Source organism: Nocardia cyriacigeorgica GUH-2 (assembly GCF_000284035.1).
In the GTDB taxonomy this organism is placed as follows: Bacteria; Actinomycetota; Actinomycetes; order Mycobacteriales; family Mycobacteriaceae; genus Nocardia; species Nocardia cyriacigeorgica_B.
Map to the genome: position 1 here is coordinate 1,757,200 of NC_016887.1, position 17,772 is coordinate 1,774,971.

Sequence of the window (17,772 nt, forward strand, 5' to 3'; positions counted from 1 at the left end):
ATGCGAAAGCGAGACCCTCACCGACCCTGCCCGTGCGTGACGCGTTGCGCGGTCCAGGCAGCCGACGGCTTGGATGACCCCGTTCGGCAAGCTGCTCCTGCAGAACCTGGCGATAGTCGCCGCGTTCGGGCAATGCCCATTACGGCTGGCCGCTGCGCTGGCGCGGGGTCAGGGCCTATGGTGCAGGGAGTCGATGGCTGCCTGCAACCTGGCCGCGGCGTCGGCGGCGATCGGTGCCAGCGCGGGTTGGCCGGTGAGTTGCACCATCAGTTGGGGGTTCATCGCCTCGATGATGATGTCGGTGTCGTTGTCGGGTGAGCGGCGCACGACGACGTTGCAGGGCAGCAGCAGTCCGATCTGGCGGTCGATCTCGACCGCGCGGTGGGCTAGGGGCGGGTTGCAGGCGCCCAGGATGCGGTAGTCCTCCATGTCGTGGCCGAGTTTGGCTTTCAGGGTGGCCTGCATGTCGATCTCGGTGAGCACGCCGAAGCCCTGTTCGGCCAGCGCGCGCTTGGCGGCGTCGACGGCATCGGCGAAGCTGGCGGTCACGGTGGTGGACAGTCCCAGGTCGGTACCGGTGTCGGTCATGTGCGGACTCGCTTTCTCGGTTCGGTGACGCGTGGGGTGTGGCGGTGGTCAGTTGTGCGGGAGCGGGGCCGTGCAGGTCGCGGTGCCGGCGGGCAGGCCGAGGCGGGCCATGAGCAGGCTGGCCGGGCACCAGCCGAGCGCGCTGTAGAGCAGCAGGTTGGCCCCGACCAGGGCGGTCAGTACCAGCCACCACGGTGAGAGTGTCGCGGCCAGGGCGGCGCTGAGCAGGATCAGCGTTCCCGCCAGCAGCGGCACCACTCGGTCGATGGTCCAGGTGCGCGGTCGCGTGGGCAGCGTCATGTGTGCTTCCTCCTTGCCCGGGTCCGTGTCCAGGACCGGGGCGGGTGGGGGTCAGGCCAGGGCGAGGAACAGTTTTTCCAGTTCCTCGACGGTCATCGGGTCGGCGCCTTCGCCGGGTTGTCCGGCCAGGCATTCGCGTAGTCCGGTGGCGACGATCTTGAATCCGGCCCGGTCCAGGGCACGTGAGACCGCCGCGAGCTGGGTGACGACGTCTTTGCAGTCGCGTCCCTGCTCGATCATCGCGATCACGCCCGCGAGCTGTCCGTGTGCGCGACGCAGCCGGTTCAGTACCGGTGCGATGCTGTTCTCGTCGCCGACCATGGTGGTGTCTCCGTTCTCGTGCCGTACCCCCCAGAATACCCTACGGGGTATTTCGGGCGGGGTTTGCGCACGTCAGTGGTGAGCGAAGCTGATGGTGGGCAGCACCCGGGTCAGCCACGCCGGGCTCCACCAGGCGGCGTGCCCGGTCAGGCGCAGCATGACCTGCAACAGCACCAGCCGCACCAGGATCGCGTCGAGCAGGACCGCGACACCCAGGATGATGCCCATCTCCTTGGGCGGGAGCGGGTCGGCCAGGGCGAAGGTGAAGAACACCGCCACCATGACCGCCGCGGCGGCGAAGATGACCCGCCCCGAGTGTGCGAGCCCGTCGACGTGCGCGGCGTGGGGGTCGCCGGTGCGTTCGTAGTGTTCTTTGGCGGTGGCCAGCAGGAACACTGTGTAGTCCATGGCGATGGCGAAGATCATCGCGAAGAAGAACACCGGCCCCCACCCGTCGAGGAACCCCTGTGGGGTGAAGCCGAGCAGTTCGGCGCCGTGCCCGTCCTGGAAGATCAGTTTGGCCACGCCGAACGCGGCCGCGGTCGAGAGCAGGCTGACCAGGGTGCCCAGAGCCGCGATGAGCGGGGCCTGCAACGCGATCAGCAACAACACGAATCCGAGCACCAAGATGATGCCCACCACGATCGGCAGATAGTCGTCGAGGGTTTGTTGCAGGTCGAGGTTTTCTGCCGCCGCGCCACCGACCACCGCGTCGGCGGGCAGGTCGGCGCGCAGCTGGTCGAGGATTCCCGCCATCTGCGGTGCGGAGGGATCGACCGCGGGCATGGCCTGCATCATCACCAGATCAGCGCCGTCGGCGGCGGACTGGGGCGGGGTGAGCATGACGATGCCGTCGCTGGCGCGCGCGATGGCTGCGGTGGCCTGCGCGTCGGCGGCGGGGGTGATGATCGAGAGCATGCCCGGGGCGCCGGGACCCATCTGGCCGGCGATCAGTTCATAGCCTTGGCGCACCGGCGCGTCGGCGGGCACGACCGCGATCGAGGGCATCGCGGTCTTGAGCCCGAACACCGGTGCGGCCAGCCCGATCAGGATGGCCAGCGCCGCCGCGGCCAAGGGCCACGGATGCTTGTGCAGGATCTGGCCCCAACGCGCGAACACCGGCGAGCGATGCTGCTGGCGACGCGCATACGGCAGCGCGGCGGCGTTGACCTTGGCGCCGAGCGCGCCGAGGACGGCGGGCAACAGGGTCAGGGTCGCGGCCAGCACGAACACCACCGCCAGCATGATCCCGACCGCCATGGTCCGCACGGCGGGAGCGGGCACGATCAGCACCGCCGACAAGCTCACCAGCACCGTCAGCCCTGAAAGCAGGACGGCTTTGCCGGCGGTGTCCATTGTTTCGGCGACCGCAGCGCGGGCATCGCCGCTGCGGGCCAGCGCATCGCGGAAGCGCGCGACCAGGAACAGCGCGTAGTCGATGCCCAGGGCCAGGGCGAACATCATGGCGAAGTTCATCGCCCACACCGAAATCGGGGTGATCTGGTTCAGCAGCACCAGCCCCCCCGCGGAGGCGACCAGCCCGGCCAGGGTCAGCAGCAGCGGCAGCCCGGCCGCGACCAGCGACCCGAACGCCAGCACCATGATCGCCAGGGTGACCGGCCACGACAGCATCTCGGCCTGGATCATCGCGTCGTGGTTGGCGGCGTTGAAATCGCTCCACAACGCCGACGCCCCGGTCGGATACACCTCGATCCCGTCTTCGGACAGCGCGGTCAACGCGGCTTTGTGCTCGTCGACGGCTTTGACCATGTCATCGGTGGAGGCATTGGCGCCCGCGATCACGATGCCGGTGTGTCCATCAGGGCTGATCGTGAACCCCGGTTGCGGGGCGATCACCTGCCCAATCCGCTCGTCCCCGGCGAAGACCGCCGTGACCTGCTCGACCACCCGTGCCATCGACGGGTCGCCGATGGTGGCGGTGTCGGAATGGATCACCACCTGCACCGCGGCCGAGGAGTTACCGCCGAAATGCTGCTGGGCGAGTTCTCGGGCGCGGACCGATTCCGAGCCGTTGGCCTGCCACCCGGCCCCGGCCAGGGAGGTGAACACACTCGGCGCGGCCGCGCCCAGTGCGATCAGCACCAGCAGCCATATCCCGATCACTGCCCGGGTGCGCCCGGCCATGAACGCGCCCCACCGACCCAGCATTCCTGGCCCGGAAGTCGTGCGGGGTGGTTTCGCCGGGGCGGTATCGAGCTTCGTTTCGGTCATCCGACCCTCCTTTGATACCCCATGGGGTATATTGAATGTCGAGTCCGACCATACCCCAGGGGGTATAGTTGGGCGCAACCCCTGTCTCTGCGTCGAAGGAGTGCAGCGTTATGGGCATCGTCGAATTCATGCGAAGTACCGCCGGGCGCCTGGCCCGCATCGCCGCCGGAATCGTGGTAATCGCGGCGGGTTTGCTCCTCGTGGGCGGGACCGCCGGGATCGTGGTGGCGATCATCGGGCTGGTCCCGATCGCGGCGGGAGTGTTCAACTTCTGCTTGCTCGGTCCGGTGTTCGGAGTCGACCTGCAGGGCCGACCCCGCAGCAGCCACTGATCGGCCCAACTTTCGCACCGCATCAAAACCCTGCGCGGCGGCCCACGGCTCGCGCCAAGACACCAGCCGCCGTTCCTACCATTTCCCTCAGGAGGCCGTCGATGGCCGAAATCGACCTCTATCTCGATCCCGTCTGCCCGTTCGCATGGGTGACCTCGCGGTGGCTGCTCGCCGCCGCCGAATCCGGTCCGCACACTGTGCGGCTACAACAGATGAGCTTGGCGGTGCTCAATGAAGGCGGCGACGTCGACGCCGATCACAAGCCGATGATCCAGCGATCACGTCGGCTGGGCCGGGTCTTCGCCGCGGCGACCGACACCGCCGGAAGCGAGGCCTTCGCGCGATTGTATGAGACCCTGGGGACACGACTGCACGTTCGCGGCGACGAGATCGATCATGACGCGATCACCGACGCACTCACCGAGGCCGGCCTGGATCCGGCATTGGCCCAACGTACCGACGACACCACCCTCGACGCCGAACTCGCGAACACCCACCGAGCCAGTCAGGACGCGCTCGGCAGCGCCGGCGGCAGTCCGATCATCGTCATCGACGGACACGGCTTCCACGGCCCCGTCCTGACCGAATCCCCGACCGCGCAGCGCGGCCCGGACCTGCTCGCCGCCCTGGTCACCGCCGCGACCACCCCGGGATTCGCCGCCCTGCATCGCCCCTACCAAGGCCCGCCGAGAATCAACGGCGCCGCCACCGAGGAGGGTCACTGATGTGCTCACCGGCCCGATGCCCCGCCTGCGGCAAAACCACCTGGTCCGGCTGCGGCGCCCGCATTGAGGCCCTCCGCGCCAGGTCATCCCCGATAACTGGTGCCGGACAGCGAGTGGCCGAAGCCAGGGCGGCATCGGTCACCAAAATGGTGGCGTTCACGGGGCTTCTCTGCGAGGCGGAACCATCACGCCCTTTCAGGGATTCGGTGACCATTTGAGTGTTCGCGGTGATTACATAGGCAGTCTCGCCCAGTTCAACAGTGTGCGCCCTCGTTATCGCTGGTGACCGCAGGTTGAAGCTCGCTGCCCCAGCTCCATGGCCGGGGTACGAGAGTCGGTGACGGCGACGGTGGGACCCGAAAATGATTCTGACCTAGCTGTTCAATCTGTGTTGTCCGTGAGGTCGCCGTTAACATGGCGCCTAGCCCTCGACGTTCGAGATTTGGCAGAAGCGCGTACCGAAGCAGTACGGGGGCAGCAGTCCCCGGCTCCTCGACGTCGTGTCGTGTCGGTGTGTCATGGATTACATTGTGGTCTGGGGCCGGAATACCGTTGCGGAGTGGCAATGAGCAACGCATGACGATCCTGCCGTAATGTTTCGACTCGTCCGGTAGCGGCGGTTGGCGTGGAATCGTCGAACTATGGGTGCTGGAGGAGGGCAATGTAGTCCGAGAATGCCCGGGTAAGTGCATCGAGTGCCGCTTTCCCTTTGGTGTCGGTGGCTGCTGAGGGACGTCCGATGATGCCATTGCTGGTGTACGCGCCCATGCCGAGTAGATGGAGATGCTGCCGGGCCGGAGCGTCGTGGTCGGAGTCCCGGAAGGAAGGCCGGACCAGCTCGGGTGCCGCGTGGAGCAGTATCGAGGTTTCGAGTTCGCCGCCGTGCATGTCGTCGTGGGAGTCGGTGTCCATCCCGGCGGCGACCCGGGCTTGGTTCCAATCGTCGCGGCCGGGGTAGATGACCACGTTGCGGCCGGTGATGTTCGCTTCCTGGGCGATGTTATTGAGGACGTAGTTGCCTCCGTGTGCATTGACCAGCACCAGAGTGGTGATGCCGGAGCGCGCGAGGGAGGCGCGGATATCGGTGATCACCGCGGTGAGGGTGGTGTGGCTGAGGCTGAGGGTGCCGGCGAACTGTTCGTGCTCATGGGAGCAGGAGATGGTCACTGGTGGCAGGAGGAAGAGGGGATAGGCGTCGGCAAGGGCGCGGGCGATCAGGCAGGCGATGATCGTGTCCGTGGAGAGCGGGAGGTGGTCACCGTGCTGTTCGAAGCTGCCGACCGGCAAGACCGCAATCGTCGGCATGGCGCGGGCGATGTCGGTCGAGGTTGCGGTGGTGATCAGCTCCACTCGGAGGGCTCCTACTCTCGCTAGGGATGCGCACGTTGCACGGCACGGACGCAGTGCGCCAGCTCCCGGGCAATATCCGGCTGGCCCGCCGCGACCAGGACGTTTTCGGTGGCGTGTAGCTGTGCCAGTGTTCGGTGCGACCGGGTGTCGGCGACGATGGTAGCCGCGTAACTCGCCGCCTCCAGGGTCTCCTCCCACGAACCTACTCCGGCATAGGCGGTGCACAGGCGCGCAAGCCCCATCCCGAGGTCGCGGCGGCTTTCGGTGCTCCACGCGGCCAAGCGCGGCTGGAGGATCGCCAGAGCTTGCTCGGGTTGCCCGAGTCCGATCCAGCAGTGCGCAGCCTCCATCGTGACGTACTCCGGTGAGCAGTAGCCGGCGAGATCATCCGGATCAGTAGTCGCTTCCGCTGCGGCTTCAGTGGCGCGGGCCAGCGCGTCGACACATTCCCGCATGTCCTCGCGCGCCTTCGAGTGGGTCGCGCGTAGGGCTGAAACATGGGCCCGTTGGCGAAGGAGTGCGGCTTGTTGGCGTGAGGTGAGCGCAGCGGAATGGGCCAGCGCGGCGTCGATGAATTGTTTCGCCTTGCTCGGGTCGCCGGCATCGGTGGCGATGTTCGAGCTGCGCATCAGCGTGTACGCGCGGAACTGGGCATCCTCGGCATGCTGTGCGTGGTTCAGCGCGATTCGGGACCAGTGGCCAGCGGTGTCGAGGTCTCCGCAGTCCTGATAGAGCCAGCTCAGGAATTCGGCGTAGCGGCCTGCGGTGTATAGCAGCCGGTGGGGTCCGCGATTTCGGGCGGAGGTCAGCCGGTCATTGATGAAGGCGAAGTCATGGCGGACGACTTCGATCACGCCGTGTGGTCCGGCCAGTTGGTCACGGGCGGAGTACCCGCCTAGATTGGTGAGCAGGGTGTCGGCCAACTGGTCCTCCGTGGGGGCGGATACCAACGCCGCGAGTCGCGGGGGGAGCAGGCTGGGTTTCCTCGGCGAACGCGCTGGCGAGACGTTCTCGTCAGGTGGGGTGGGCAGGTCGAACCAGAGGAGCGCCGGCGGTATTCGAAGCGTGCGGGCGTGACTGATGAGTGTGTTGAGGTTGGACACCGGCACGCGACCTGTCTCGATGCGAGAGAGGTATCCCTGGGTGATCGACAGCCACCGCGCCATGTCCTGCTGGGACACCGTTCGCGCGTGGTACGGGTGGTATCGGAACGCGCGGATCACCGCACCGATATCGCGAGCATCCAGTGCCCGGCGCAGGTCGCCCGACCACCACGCATGGTCAGGCAGGTCTGGCACCTGGTCAGCGTTTCCTCGGCACCTCACGCACAGCATCGTCGACCCGGGACGGCCGCCGCACCATGGGCATCGGTCATTCGGGACGTGAGGATCAGTGATCATTCGGGCCTTCCCCTTGCCGGGACCATATTCCTCGGATGAATAAGACCTATTCATTTTCGGCGCTTCTACGCCTGTTCTCGCATCCACAGAATCGTAGCCAAGAACCAGCAGCCCAACAGGTTTCAACCCAGCGGGCCAAAAGATCGAGTAGCCAGAGCGTCGCACTGCTCCAGGCCGAGGCGCGGACGTCTCAGCCCGGAGCGCGTCCCGTCGCTGTTAGCCCGCGAGTTGAGTTGATCGAGTGAGGAATACATGTCTTCTCCTGTGTCGCTGACCGGAGTGCGAGCGCCCGTCGGTGTGGATACCAGCCGGGCGAGTATCGCCCGCGTCTATGACTACTCGTTGGGCGGCAAGGACAACTACGACGTCGATCGCGCTGCGTTCGAACAAATCCTCCGGGTAGCGCCACGGCAGCGTGATGTGTCGAAGATGAACCGTCGTTGGCTGCATCGAGTAGCCAGGTACCTGGCCGGGGTAGCCGGCATCGACCAGTTCCTGGATATCGGCGCCGGACTCCCGACAGCCTGCAACACCCACGAGATCGTTCGAGAGCAGAACCCGTGCGCGACGGTCGTGTACGTGGACAACGATCCCGTCTGCATCGCGCACGGGCAGGCAATGCTCGCGAGAAACGACTACACGCGGTTCGTGCCCGCGGATCTGACCAAGCCGGACACGGTGCTCGGGAATGACGAAGTCTCCCGTTACCTCGACCTCGAGCGCCCGTTGGGGTTGATTCTGTGCGGGATTCTGCATCACGTCGACGATGAACTCGATCCCGTCGGCATCATGCGTCGATACACCGACGCGCTGCCGCCGGGTTCCTACGTTGCCATCACCCATTTTTGGAACCCGGATGACGGCTCCGACCTCGCGGATCTGGCGGTGCGACTGCAGCGGCAGTTCGTGGAGATGGGCTTGGGTTCGGGATGGTATCGCACGCGAGAACAGCTCATGTCGTACTTCGGTGGTCTGGAGCTGATCAAGCCTGGTCTGGTGGAGCTCGAGGAGTGGTGGCCGATGGGACCGTCAGTGCGCGAGCGGTTCCCGGAAGAACGGCTGATGCTCGGCGGGGTCGCCATCAAGAAGTCGTCGTCAGTGGCGGGGAACCCCTTCATCCGGCGAAATGCTGACGCTCAGCGCCAGCGCTCGCACGAAACCTGCTGGCGTTACTGATTTCTCAATCTCCAATGCACGAAGGGCTGAGTAATGGAAAGTGGCCAACTGAAATTGTCGTGCCCGCTGCAATATCCGTTCGGACAGCGGCACGCGATGGACCTCGAACCGGAGTATCGCCACTGCGGACCGGTCACCCTGGTGCAGTTGCCCAATGGTGCCACTGGTTGGCTGGTCACCGATCACGGGCTGGTGCGCCAGGTGCTGGCCGACTCCCGCTTTTCCCGGGAACGGGCGAATCAGCCGCATGTAGCGCGCCTCTCGACCGAGGTGCTGCCTCCGGAGGCGATTCTGGCGACCGACCCGCCGCGGCATACCCGCTTGCGGACATTGATCGCGCCGATGTTCGCCCCGCGCCGGGTAGCTGCGATCGCGCCGGGGGCGAGTGAGCTGGCGCATCGGCTTGTCGATGAGTTCATCGCTGGTGGCGAGCCTGCCGACATTGTGTCCGGGTTCGCCGAGCCGTTCGCTGCCTCGGTGATCTGCGACATGTTCGCAGTCCCTGAGTGCTTCCGCCGAGAGATCTTCCTGCTGGGTGACGCGCTCAGTGCCCGTGACGCGACACCGGAGACACTGGCGGCGGCGCGCTCGCAGTGCGAAGAGCTGACCCGAGAGATGGCCGCGCAGAACCCGATCGGCCTGTTCGGGCTGCTGGGTCAATCCGAGGAAACCGACGCCGAAGTGCTGAACCTGGTCATCGCCTGCCTGATCGGTGGCCGGGGCACAGCGACGGTCTTCCTGTCCAGCGCGGTGTTCACTCTGCTTCGCGACCCGCGACGGTTCCATCAGCTGATCGAGCAGCCCACCTTGATCCCTTCTGCGGTGGAGGAGCTTCTGCGGTTCGTGCCGGCCGGAGTCGGCGGCGGATTCACCCGCGCGGCAACCACCGATGTGCAGCTCGGGCCCGTGTTGGTCCGCGCCGGGGAGGCAGTCATCCCCGTCACTCACGCTGCCAGCCGCGACCCGAAGGTCTTCGACGACCCGGACACCTTCGTGCTCGACCGCGGGACGCGGCTGCCGCATCTCGCGTTCGGGCACGGCACTCATTTCTGCGTCGGTGCGGGCCTGGCCCGGTTGGAAGCACGGATAGCCCTGGAGGCTTTGACCACCCGGTTGCCGGGGCTGCGACTCGCCGATCCCGCCGATGGCGGGACCTGGCGGGCGGGCCGGGTGGTGCGCTCCCTCGAACGATTGGACGTGGCATGGACGCGAGACTGATCATCGACCACAACCGCTGCGCGGGCACCGGAGTGTGCCTGCCGATCGCCACCGACCACCTCCAGCTCGTCGACGGCCTCGCCACGGCCACCGGCGACGGCACTATGGTGTGCATCGAGAAGGCCCGCGCCGCGGCCGCCTGCTGCCCTAACGATGCGATCACGGTGTGCGAGCGGGAACCGACAGGACTCGGGCATGATTCGCCGATCGTGACTCTGGGCCCGCCGGGGACCGATGCCGAGGCCGAAGCCTGCCGGCACGCATCGGTAGTGCGCCTGGTGGATTCTTTCGCCGACGCCATGGCGGCCGCGGCCGAGGGTGGAGTGCGGGCGCTGGTCGCGGCTGGATACCTGACTTTGGACGCGCACGACCGGACCACCGATTCTTGGGTTGATCAGCACTTCACGCATAGCGGGGTATTGCGGCTGCACCGCTGCTGGGAGAGCTTGACCAAGCCGATGTGTCTCGCGGTCCGGCGTGATCTGCCGCGCTCGGCACCGGTGGAGAGTGTGGCCGCCCATCCGGCGACCCGGATCTTCGCCAACCGGCACGCACCGGGAGCCAAGCTGGTGTCGGTGAACGCCAAGCCGCTGGCCGCCCGCGCGGCCGCTCACGGTGAGGTCGACGCCTGCATCGCCTCGGTCGATGTGGTCGCCCGATACCCGCAGCTCGAGGTTCGTGTCGAGTGGCAGCCGACGATGGTGTGGCTGCTCTACGGCAAGGACAGCGGCGATGAGTGAACCGCGTACGGTGGCGATACTCGGCGCCGGGATCATGGCCAACGCCGTCGCAGCCCGCCTGGATGCTCACGGTTTCGAGCTGCGCCGCTACAACTGCACCACTGCCGCGATCGACGGGCCCGCCATCGTGTGCGCGTCAGCGGCGCAGGCGGCCGAGGAAGCGGTGTTCCCTGTCAAGTCTGGCTGTGTTGCCGAACGGACTGACGAGAGGTCGTTGCCGAGACTGAGCTGCCCGAATTCTCCGCCTGTGTTGTCGGTGCCCGACCGTATGGTGGTCGCGTGACCGATATAGCCCCACTCGCCGCTTCGACTCGGGCGGTGTTCGGTGCGCCGGGCGTGCATGCTGTCGTGCGGTCCGGGCGGACGGTTCATGCGGTCCGCCTCGGGCAATGGGTCGGGGACGAGGAAGTGCCCGAACTTCTCTGTCACACGGGTGTCGCGGGCTGGTCGCCGACAGCGTTGGCACCGACTAGAGCGGAAGTCACCTGCGCTCGATGCCTGCGCCGGATCGGTCAGTCCAGCACTGTGTCCCGGCAGCTGCTGCTGTTCGGCAACGACGAGGAACCCGCCGCGGCCGGATAGCGGGCATCAGTTCGTCTCGGGATTGAGCGGGATGACGGTTCGCATGCTGCGCCCGGACGTGTGGGTAAGGCGGTCGTTTTCGACGGTGAGGACGTTGACGATTCGCGCGAATGCTTCGACGGATTGTTCGAGCTCATGGATCTTCTTGCGGGCTTCGGTGAGTTTGCGCCGGGTGGAATCGAGTTCGTCGCGCAGTTGCTGTTCGCTGGCGGGGGTGTGTCCTTGCGCGCGGACGCGGGCGTAGAACTCCTCTTTGAGGTCGGTGTGGCGGTGGGTGAGGACGTGGCGTTTGACGTCGGCCTCGGCGGCCAGGGCGACGACGGTGAGAGCGCCGTCGGATCGTAGCGGGGTCCCGGCCAGCAGCCGGTCGATCGCGGCGCGGATCTGGCTGCGTTGGTCGGTGGTCATCGTGGCTCCGGATCGGTGGTTGTGATGCGGGTGCGGTCGTGGGTGTCGGCAAGCTCGATCAGTGAGGCGGCGCGGTGTTTCAGCCGCTCGGCGACAGGCTGCGGGACGAGCGGCGAATCAGCCTGGGCGCGGATCTGGTTTGCCGCTGTGCGTAGTTGTCGGGCGTGGGTGTCGGTGCGGGCGATGTTCGAGCAGTTGGTGTGGCAGCGGTCCAGGCTCGGTGTTGGGGTGGGCCCGCTGGCGTTGGCGGGGTTGCAGAGGGCCTTGCCGGGGTCGTAGTTGCAGGCGAGGTAGGCGTCGGCGTTGTCGAACACGGTCAGCGCCGGATCCGCCAGCAGGGCTTTGGCCTGCCGGGGTGTGGTGACCAGACCGCCGAAGCGGTCGTGCTGCTCGTGCGCGGCGCGGATCAGCCGCCGGGCGGCGGGCCCGGAGACGCCCTCTCCGTGGTCGAGGGCGTCGTGGACCTCGCTGAGTTGTTCGGCGACCGCGCGAGCGGTTTCCAGGTCCAGCAGCTCGTGGATGCCGTCGCGTTGGCGGGTGGCGTAGCCCTCGCTGATCACCGTGCGCATGTGCCCGTATTGGACCGCGAGGGCGACCAGGCCGCCGGGTCGGCGGGCGATGTGCCAGGCCAGGCTCCGCCGGAACCGGGCGGTGCCGATGTTGCCGTGCGGGTCGGCAGGGATAGCGACCCCGCGGCCGTGCTTGGCGGTGTGCTCGTTGACCCAGTCGACGAAACCCTCGACCCACTGGACGACGGTGCCGCGAACCGGCGACCGGCCCTGCCTTTCACCGCGCTGGGCGGGAAACAGTAGTCCGGCAGGGCCGTTGAGGCGTTCCAGGACCCTGATGGCGGTGACCACGGGTGGAACTGCAACCCAGGGGACTTCGCGCAACTCACCAGCGGAGCGATGATTGCCGTCGGCGTCGCGGGCGGTCTTGAAATGCCGTGCATGGATGAGATGGCGACGGCCGCCGGAGCTGTCGTCGCGGCCTGGCCGTGGTTCGGGGCAGCAGCCGACTTCGAGGGCGAGTACTTCGCTCGGGCGCATCCCAGTCAGGTAGGCGATGACCACGAAGCACGCGGTGGTCAGCAGCCGGACGAATGGCTCGACCTGGTCGAAGTCGATGGCGCTGACCCAGGGATCGCCCTCGATCAAGCCGGTGATCGGGATGTCGAGCGGACAACGTCCGGGGTTGGTCTTGCGATAGCGCTGCCAGCGTGGAGTCTTCAGAACGCGGTGGACCTTCTTGTGCGGGGTGCCGGTGATCGCGGCGACATAGGTGGCCGCGGCGCCCGATCGGAGGGTGGTATGCGTGGGCAAGGGTTTCCCGGTTGCCTCCAGATCTGCGAGGTAGGCGATCAGTGCCGGCGGCGTTCCGCGGGGCAGGTCGGTGTCGGGTGTCTGGGCGACGACTCGCCGCAGTCGTTGTTCCTCGGCTCGGGCCGCGAGGATGTCGTCGGCGAACTCTTCAGTGAACTTCAATGCCCAGATCAGCAGCGGACCCATGGTGGCCGGGCTGATCGGCTCGGTCGAGTTCTCACCGGCGGCAGTGGCCGCGGGCAGATAGTCGTCGAAACCTTCGGTCTCCCAGGGCGGGACGCCGATGCGCGAGCGGGTCGGCAGGTAAGGCGCGAACGCGCGGAGCCGGGTCAGCGCGATGAGGTGGCTCGTGGCGGTGTTGCGCGCGACTTTACGGGTCTTGACCACGTAGTTTCCGTAGTCGGCAAGGACATCGGTGGTTGCTTGGGCCAGTTCGGTGATGCCGCGCTCGCTGAGCCAAGTTGCGAATACCCGCCAGGTCATGGCGGTGCCGAACATCCGTTGAGGGCTCAGCCGCGCCCGCATTGTCGAGCCTCCACGAGTGAGCACCGTGTCCGGGACCGGGAAGTTCAGCAGCGCCCAGACCGCGTGACGGAACTGCTCACGCAACTCCGCAGGGAAAGTCTGCCACTGAATCCGGTCGCTGGTAGTCGACGGATTGTCACTGATGAATGTCAGCGACCAGACCGGATCACCGAATCGGGGGATGAGCTCGCGGCGTTGTTCGGTGACCGTTGCCGGATCGACCACCGGATCGGCGGGAGCGGGCAGAGCTGGTTGCCGCCATGGTGCGGTCACGAGTCGAACCCCTTGCGCAGCAACAATTCGATGGACGTGCGGTCGCTGGCGTTGACCGCCTTCAGCGCGTCGGCCCATTCTGCTGCGGTGAACGAACTCTCCTTGAGCTGGGTCAGCCGGCTGTGGTGCTCGCGCCAATCGTGCTCCCAGGTCCGGGTGGGTAGAACGGTGCGCAGGCTTTCCAGTGCCTGGTGCAAGTAGGCCAGGCGCGGCAAATGCCGCGGTGTGACCACCGCGTTGGCGCAGGCCAGGCAGAGCAGAAACGATGCCCGGCAAGGCGATCCGTGCGGGCTGAACGGGCTGTGAGTGTAGTCGCCGCAGTTCGCCGTGGCAGTGTCGGTGCCGACGTCACCTGCGCAGGAATCATCGGTAACTCTCGCCGCGACAACAGCTTTAGCGTGGTCGACGGCATCGGCGATCCCCTCGGCGATCACCGCTTCGGCGCGCCGGTGCGTGGCCGGATCACGCAGAACGTAGACGCGGTCGTGAACGTCGAGGCTGTGCTGAGTGGGAGTGCGCCGATGCAGGACGGTCACCGTGCGCCGCAAACGACGCAGATTCAGCTCCCCGGCCCCGGTCACCTGGCTCCATCGACGGAAGACCGGGTTGACGATGCCGATGCCGGTGCGCAGCAGCGCAGCGCGATCGTTGACCAGCAGAGGAAGATGAACGTGCCAGACGATGAGCAGATCGGTCGCAGCGCCGTGAGCACGCAACAGGTCACGGGCTGGGGCGGTGGCCTCGATCGCGCGGGTGAACAGCCGTCCTGGCGAGTTCGGGCCCCAGTCGGTCAGATTGCGGGTCTCGTAACGATGAGCCGTGTGACGCCGCCGTTTCTCCAGCTCGGCCCGATAGACGATCGGCTCACCCGGCGCTGACGCGGACAGCACTTGCGGAACCACCATCTCCGAGACGGCCGTGAGATTCCAGCCGTGAGCACTCACGATCAGCGTCACCAGCGAGACCATCTCGACTCGGTCGAGAAACAGCCGCCGCCAGGTCCATTCCGAGCTGGTCCCGCCCAGCGCATCCAGGTAGGGCTCGACGACCCGACGACGTCCGTCCGCGCCGACATCAACAGGAACATCCCCGGTCCGCGCCAAATGGTCGAGCGCTTCACCCAGCACCCACTCGCGGCTGCCGTCGTCGAACGCGCCCGACCGCCAGGCATCCAGATGCGCCCGATTCTCGGCGATCCGCTGCCAGGCCCGCCGGAAGTGGCCGGCCGCAGCCTGTCTGATCTCCTCGAATTCCTCCGGCGAATACGCCGATTCCGTGGCACCCGAGTAAGCAACCCGTCGCAGCACCGCCTCGCGAGTCGCCTCGGGAAGCTGATCATCGCGCTTCAGCAGTGCTGCGATCTTGCGAATCTGTCTTTGTCCCAACGTCTTATTCGCGCGACTGACCCTCCACTGGTTCCAGACCGCCGGCGTGATGTCGGCGATGGACTGTGGTGCGGGGTCCAGTTGCGCGAGCCACCGGGTGAACGTGCGGACCAGGAACCACACCTCCGTGCTCGTGGCCGTCGATCGCCATTCCCCCGGTGGGTAGATCCGGCTCGCAAACGCCGCAGCGAGAGATCGCTGCAACGCAGCCGACACCGGCAACGCACCGAAGTCGAAGATCGCCCGCTGATCACCCTTCTCGCTGATGTGCGTGACCACCGCAGCGGCATCGTCGAGCACCGATGGCCGCCGGTGCCCTTCGGCCGGCAGCCCGGCGTGCACTCCTCGCGCCATCAGCCGGCCACCTCGGCATCGAGGATCCGCTCCGACGCCGCCGCCAGCTTCGCCAGCAGTTCGGCGACATCCGGATCGTCGTCCTCGATCAACAGGGACCGCACCTCCAGGTCCGAGACCGGGGCCAGGTAAATATCGCGGGTAACCTGTTCGCTCGCGTGCCCGAGCAGGTCTTTGACCATCCGCCAGGGCGACATGTAGAGCAGCATGTAGTCGCGGCGTTCCTCGGGCGTCAGATCCAGCCGCATGTCCAGCGCCCGATGCAACGCCACCAGCATGTAAAGCGCGAACGAATGCCGCGCCATATGCGGCGTCGCGAACGGCGGATCCGGCACCACCCCCGCCAGCGTCACCGCGCAACGCCGCGATGCCGCCCGGAACACAGCCTCCCAGGAATGGGCACCGAACGGGGTCCCGTCCTCGGCAAGCCACAACCACAGCGGCTCCAACCCGCTATCACTCTGGACGAACAGCCGCCGCCGCTCGTCCGGCTCCAGCGCATCGATCCGGCGTTCCCCGGTCCGGCCGTGCCGGTCGCGCCAATGCAGCACCCGTTGCTGCCACCCGGACTGCTTGACGACCAGCCAGATATCGTCCAACGCGTCGTAACGGCCTGCGGTTTGCGCCCGCCGGATCGCCCCCCTGCGGGTCGTAGCGCAATACGCCTCGACCTCCCGCAGCACGGTCGCGGAGATGTAGAACGTGCGGGCCCGCTTGCTCTTGGCCACCGCCGCTGCCAGCCGCGCCTCGACGTACCGCTGCGGCGTATTCGCCGAGGCAGGCAGCTCGATCGTCAACAGCGACCCGCCCTCCCCGAGCCGCAATCCGCTGCTCAACAGCAGGTCGGCGAACGCGGCATTGCGGTCGTCGTGACGGCCGCGCCAGGACGGGTCCATGCGGCCTTCGGCGGTGTAGCCACGCAGCCCGACATCGCGCCACAACCGAAACGCCCTGGGCGTCAACCATTTCACGTTCGAGGAACGGACGTCCTTCGCTCGCGCCTCGGCCACCTCCACCAGGTCCCCGTAGCGGTTGCGGACCGTCTTGACCCCGACCGGGCTCTCGGCCACAAACCCCTGCTTGACCGCCCACCCATAGAGCCGACTCAGCGCCGCCAACTCCCGGTTCCACTTCGAGCCGCTGATCCGCCGCATGTTCCGCGGCGACCGCCGCCGCCAATCCTCGAAGTCGAGCAAATCATCGTAATCTGCTGCATCCCAGTACTTCCCGCGGCTCCACAAGAAATTGAAGAACACCCGATAATCCGTGGTGTACGAGCGCTTCGTCGCCTTGCGAAGGTTCGCAAACGACGACCGGCCGAAGTAGCGCGTCAACCGCGCATCCACCCGGAAGTCCGGATCCACCATGAACGGGTCACCCGGATCCAGCCCGAAGGACTCCTCCCGCTCGACAAGATCCCGCCACTCATCCAGCAGCGGATGCTGACCGGACGGAGCAGCCAGCTCCGCGGAAACCCAATGCACCGTCCACAACCTGGACATCACCCTCCTCTATGTACTGCAACATGATCAGCTGCAACACACGGAGTTAATAAGGAATCGGTGGCAGTAGAAACCCGCTCGCCAGATTTCATTGGCGCGCGGCCGCACCCGCAGGACTCGCCAGTTGTGCAGGCTTCGCCGCACTGCGGCACCGGCAAGTAGTGAAGCAGGGATAGCCCAGATGCCGGGCACCAGTGCAGCGCCAACCAGGGTACTGACGGAGTGCGCCGCACCGGGCTCGGTGGGCTGGTAGGTCCTGTAGGCGTCGACGGCTGGCACCACCATAAGCAGTGCCATAAGCAGCAACACTGATGCGATGAGAAATAGCCGACCAGTCGGACGAGTCTCTGGCTCGCGGGCCAGGCTGGCGGCCAACGCCGAGGTTTGCGTGCGTTCAACCGTGGCAGTTCCGATCACGGGGACCAGCCCGCTCGCGGCTAAACCCGTCCCGCTGTATATAGCGGTGGAATAGTCGGTTGATACGCCTTGTGAACAAAGAGCGGGCACGCTCTGGACGAAATCAACCCGCCTGCACGTCGGACAGGTGATGTCCATAGTTACCTCCTTCGCTTATGTGCCGCACGGGAGACTCTGCGCCCGCCCTCCTGAACGCGTGGGTATATCCAACATGGCTTCGAATCCACTGTCGAGACTTAGATTGCCGGTAGGTTGCTGAGGGGCGAAGTTGTCGGCGTGTTGTGCATCCCGGGCGTGTCGTCTTTGCGAGACCTCAAAGGCCCCACCGTGTACGATGGTTCGTCGACTTGGAAGGTGAGGAGCCTGATCGTTGAGGGCCAGGGTCGTGGCGGCGCGCCGCCATGCGGCCAATCGGAACGTCTCAGAGGTGCGACGCATGCGGCAATGCACCCGGATCCGAACCCGAACCACTCGCAGGAAACTCTCAACAAAGTTGTTCGTCGTCGGGTCGTACAGCGCCCCGATTAGTTGCGGAGAGTTGCGCCGCGTTTCTCGATAACACGAGGTCGGAGCCCATTTCGAGTAGTCGATCGTGGCTGACGGTTGTGCCCAGTTGTCGTGC

At 66.5% G+C, this 17,772-nt stretch carries 17 protein-coding genes; 6 read left to right on the forward strand and 11 right to left on the reverse strand.

From position 1 onward, the window contains the following. Window positions 1-168: 168 nt before the first annotated feature. The 4 genes from NOCYR_RS07870 to NOCYR_RS07885 all read right to left on the reverse strand — a co-directional run bounded on the left by NOCYR_RS07870 (window position 169) and on the right by NOCYR_RS07885 (window position 3,441). Window positions 169-588 (reverse strand): DUF302 domain-containing protein, encoded by a 420-nt coding sequence (locus NOCYR_RS07870; RefSeq protein ID WP_014349827.1) that lies wholly within the window; start codon window positions 586-588, stop codon window positions 169-171. Window positions 589-636: 48 nt separating this feature from the next. Continuing rightward, the gene (locus NOCYR_RS07875; RefSeq protein WP_014349828.1) at window positions 637-888 is read right to left on the reverse strand and encodes a YgaP family membrane protein; all 252 of its coding nucleotides are present in this window, start codon (window positions 886-888) and stop codon (window positions 637-639) included. Window positions 889-939: 51 nt separating this feature from the next. Beyond that, on the reverse strand, window positions 940-1,209 hold the full coding sequence (locus NOCYR_RS07880) for a metal-sensitive transcriptional regulator (RefSeq protein ID WP_014349829.1): 270 nt from the start codon (window positions 1,207-1,209) through the stop codon (window positions 940-942). Window positions 1,210-1,281: 72 nt separating this feature from the next. Then, window positions 1,282-3,441, reverse strand: a complete 2,160-nt coding sequence (locus tag NOCYR_RS07885; protein WP_014349830.1) for an MMPL family transporter — start codon at window positions 3,439-3,441, stop codon at window positions 1,282-1,284. Window positions 3,442-3,551: 110 nt separating this feature from the next. Here NOCYR_RS07885 and NOCYR_RS07890 point away from each other — a divergent pair, with 110 nt between their 5' ends. Continuing rightward, entirely contained in the window at window positions 3,552-3,773 is a 222-nt protein-coding gene (locus tag NOCYR_RS07890; protein ID WP_014349831.1) for a YgaP family membrane protein, read from the forward strand. 101 nt (window positions 3,774-3,874) lie between these two features. Next, a complete protein-coding gene (locus NOCYR_RS07895; protein WP_014349832.1) occupies window positions 3,875-4,498 on the forward strand; it encodes a hypothetical protein in 624 nt (207 codons plus the stop codon). A gap of 639 nt (window positions 4,499-5,137) precedes the next feature. Here the strand turns inward: NOCYR_RS07895 and NOCYR_RS07900 are convergent. Together NOCYR_RS07900 and NOCYR_RS07905 are read right to left on the reverse strand one after the other, a co-directional pair. Further along, on the reverse strand, window positions 5,138-5,848 hold the full coding sequence (locus NOCYR_RS07900) for a creatininase family protein (RefSeq protein ID WP_014349833.1): 711 nt from the start codon (window positions 5,846-5,848) through the stop codon (window positions 5,138-5,140). 20 nt (window positions 5,849-5,868) lie between these two features. After that, window positions 5,869-7,146, reverse strand: coding sequence for a helix-turn-helix domain-containing protein (locus tag NOCYR_RS07905; protein WP_231856041.1), 1,278 nt, complete (start codon window positions 7,144-7,146; stop codon window positions 5,869-5,871). Between the two features lie 354 nt (window positions 7,147-7,500). Between NOCYR_RS07905 and NOCYR_RS07910 the strand changes: the two genes are divergently transcribed. The 4 genes from NOCYR_RS07910 to NOCYR_RS07925 are packed head-to-tail and all read left to right on the forward strand — an operon-like array spanning window position 7,501 to window position 10,665. After that, complete coding sequence (locus NOCYR_RS07910) at window positions 7,501-8,424, forward strand: SAM-dependent methyltransferase (RefSeq protein WP_048833159.1); 924 nt, start codon at window positions 7,501-7,503, stop codon at window positions 8,422-8,424. A 33-nt stretch (window positions 8,425-8,457) separates the two neighbouring features. Beyond that, window positions 8,458-9,642: a cytochrome P450 gene (locus NOCYR_RS07915; RefSeq protein WP_048833160.1), complete on the forward strand. Its 1,185-nt coding sequence runs from the start codon at window positions 8,458-8,460 to the stop codon at window positions 9,640-9,642. Further along, on the forward strand, window positions 9,627-10,382 hold the full coding sequence (locus NOCYR_RS07920; protein ID WP_014349837.1) for a ferredoxin: 756 nt from the start codon (window positions 9,627-9,629) through the stop codon (window positions 10,380-10,382). The genes NOCYR_RS07915 and NOCYR_RS07920 overlap by 16 nt, the downstream gene beginning before the upstream one ends. Beyond that, window positions 10,375-10,665: a hypothetical protein gene (locus tag NOCYR_RS07925; RefSeq protein ID WP_048833161.1), complete on the forward strand. Its 291-nt coding sequence runs from the start codon at window positions 10,375-10,377 to the stop codon at window positions 10,663-10,665. The genes NOCYR_RS07920 and NOCYR_RS07925 overlap by 8 nt, the downstream gene beginning before the upstream one ends. Window positions 10,666-10,970: 305 nt before the next feature. Here NOCYR_RS07925 and NOCYR_RS07930 read toward each other — a convergent pair whose 3' ends face one another. The 5 genes from NOCYR_RS07930 to NOCYR_RS29150 are packed head-to-tail and all read right to left on the reverse strand — an operon-like array spanning window position 10,971 to window position 17,288. Further along, the gene (locus NOCYR_RS07930; RefSeq protein ID WP_014349838.1) at window positions 10,971-11,372 is read right to left on the reverse strand and encodes a hypothetical protein; all 402 of its coding nucleotides are present in this window, start codon (window positions 11,370-11,372) and stop codon (window positions 10,971-10,973) included. After that, on the reverse strand, window positions 11,369-13,492 hold the full coding sequence (locus NOCYR_RS07935) for an integrase (protein WP_036542375.1): 2,124 nt from the start codon (window positions 13,490-13,492) through the stop codon (window positions 11,369-11,371). Before NOCYR_RS07935 ends, NOCYR_RS07930 begins: the two co-directional genes overlap by 4 nt. Further along, entirely contained in the window at window positions 13,489-15,219 is a 1,731-nt protein-coding gene (locus NOCYR_RS07940; RefSeq protein WP_036542370.1) for a hypothetical protein, read from the reverse strand. The genes NOCYR_RS07935 and NOCYR_RS07940 overlap by 4 nt, the downstream gene beginning before the upstream one ends. Window positions 15,220-15,230: 11 nt before the next feature. After that, window positions 15,231-16,733 carry a site-specific integrase gene (locus NOCYR_RS07945; protein ID WP_014349841.1) on the reverse strand — a complete coding sequence of 501 codons (1,503 nt, stop codon included), beginning with the start codon at window positions 16,731-16,733 and terminating at the stop codon, window positions 15,231-15,233. A gap of 27 nt (window positions 16,734-16,760) precedes the next feature. Further along, on the reverse strand, window positions 16,761-17,288 hold the full coding sequence (locus NOCYR_RS29150; RefSeq protein ID WP_130915580.1) for a hypothetical protein: 528 nt from the start codon (window positions 17,286-17,288) through the stop codon (window positions 16,761-16,763). Between the last annotated feature and the right edge of the window lie 484 nt (window positions 17,289-17,772).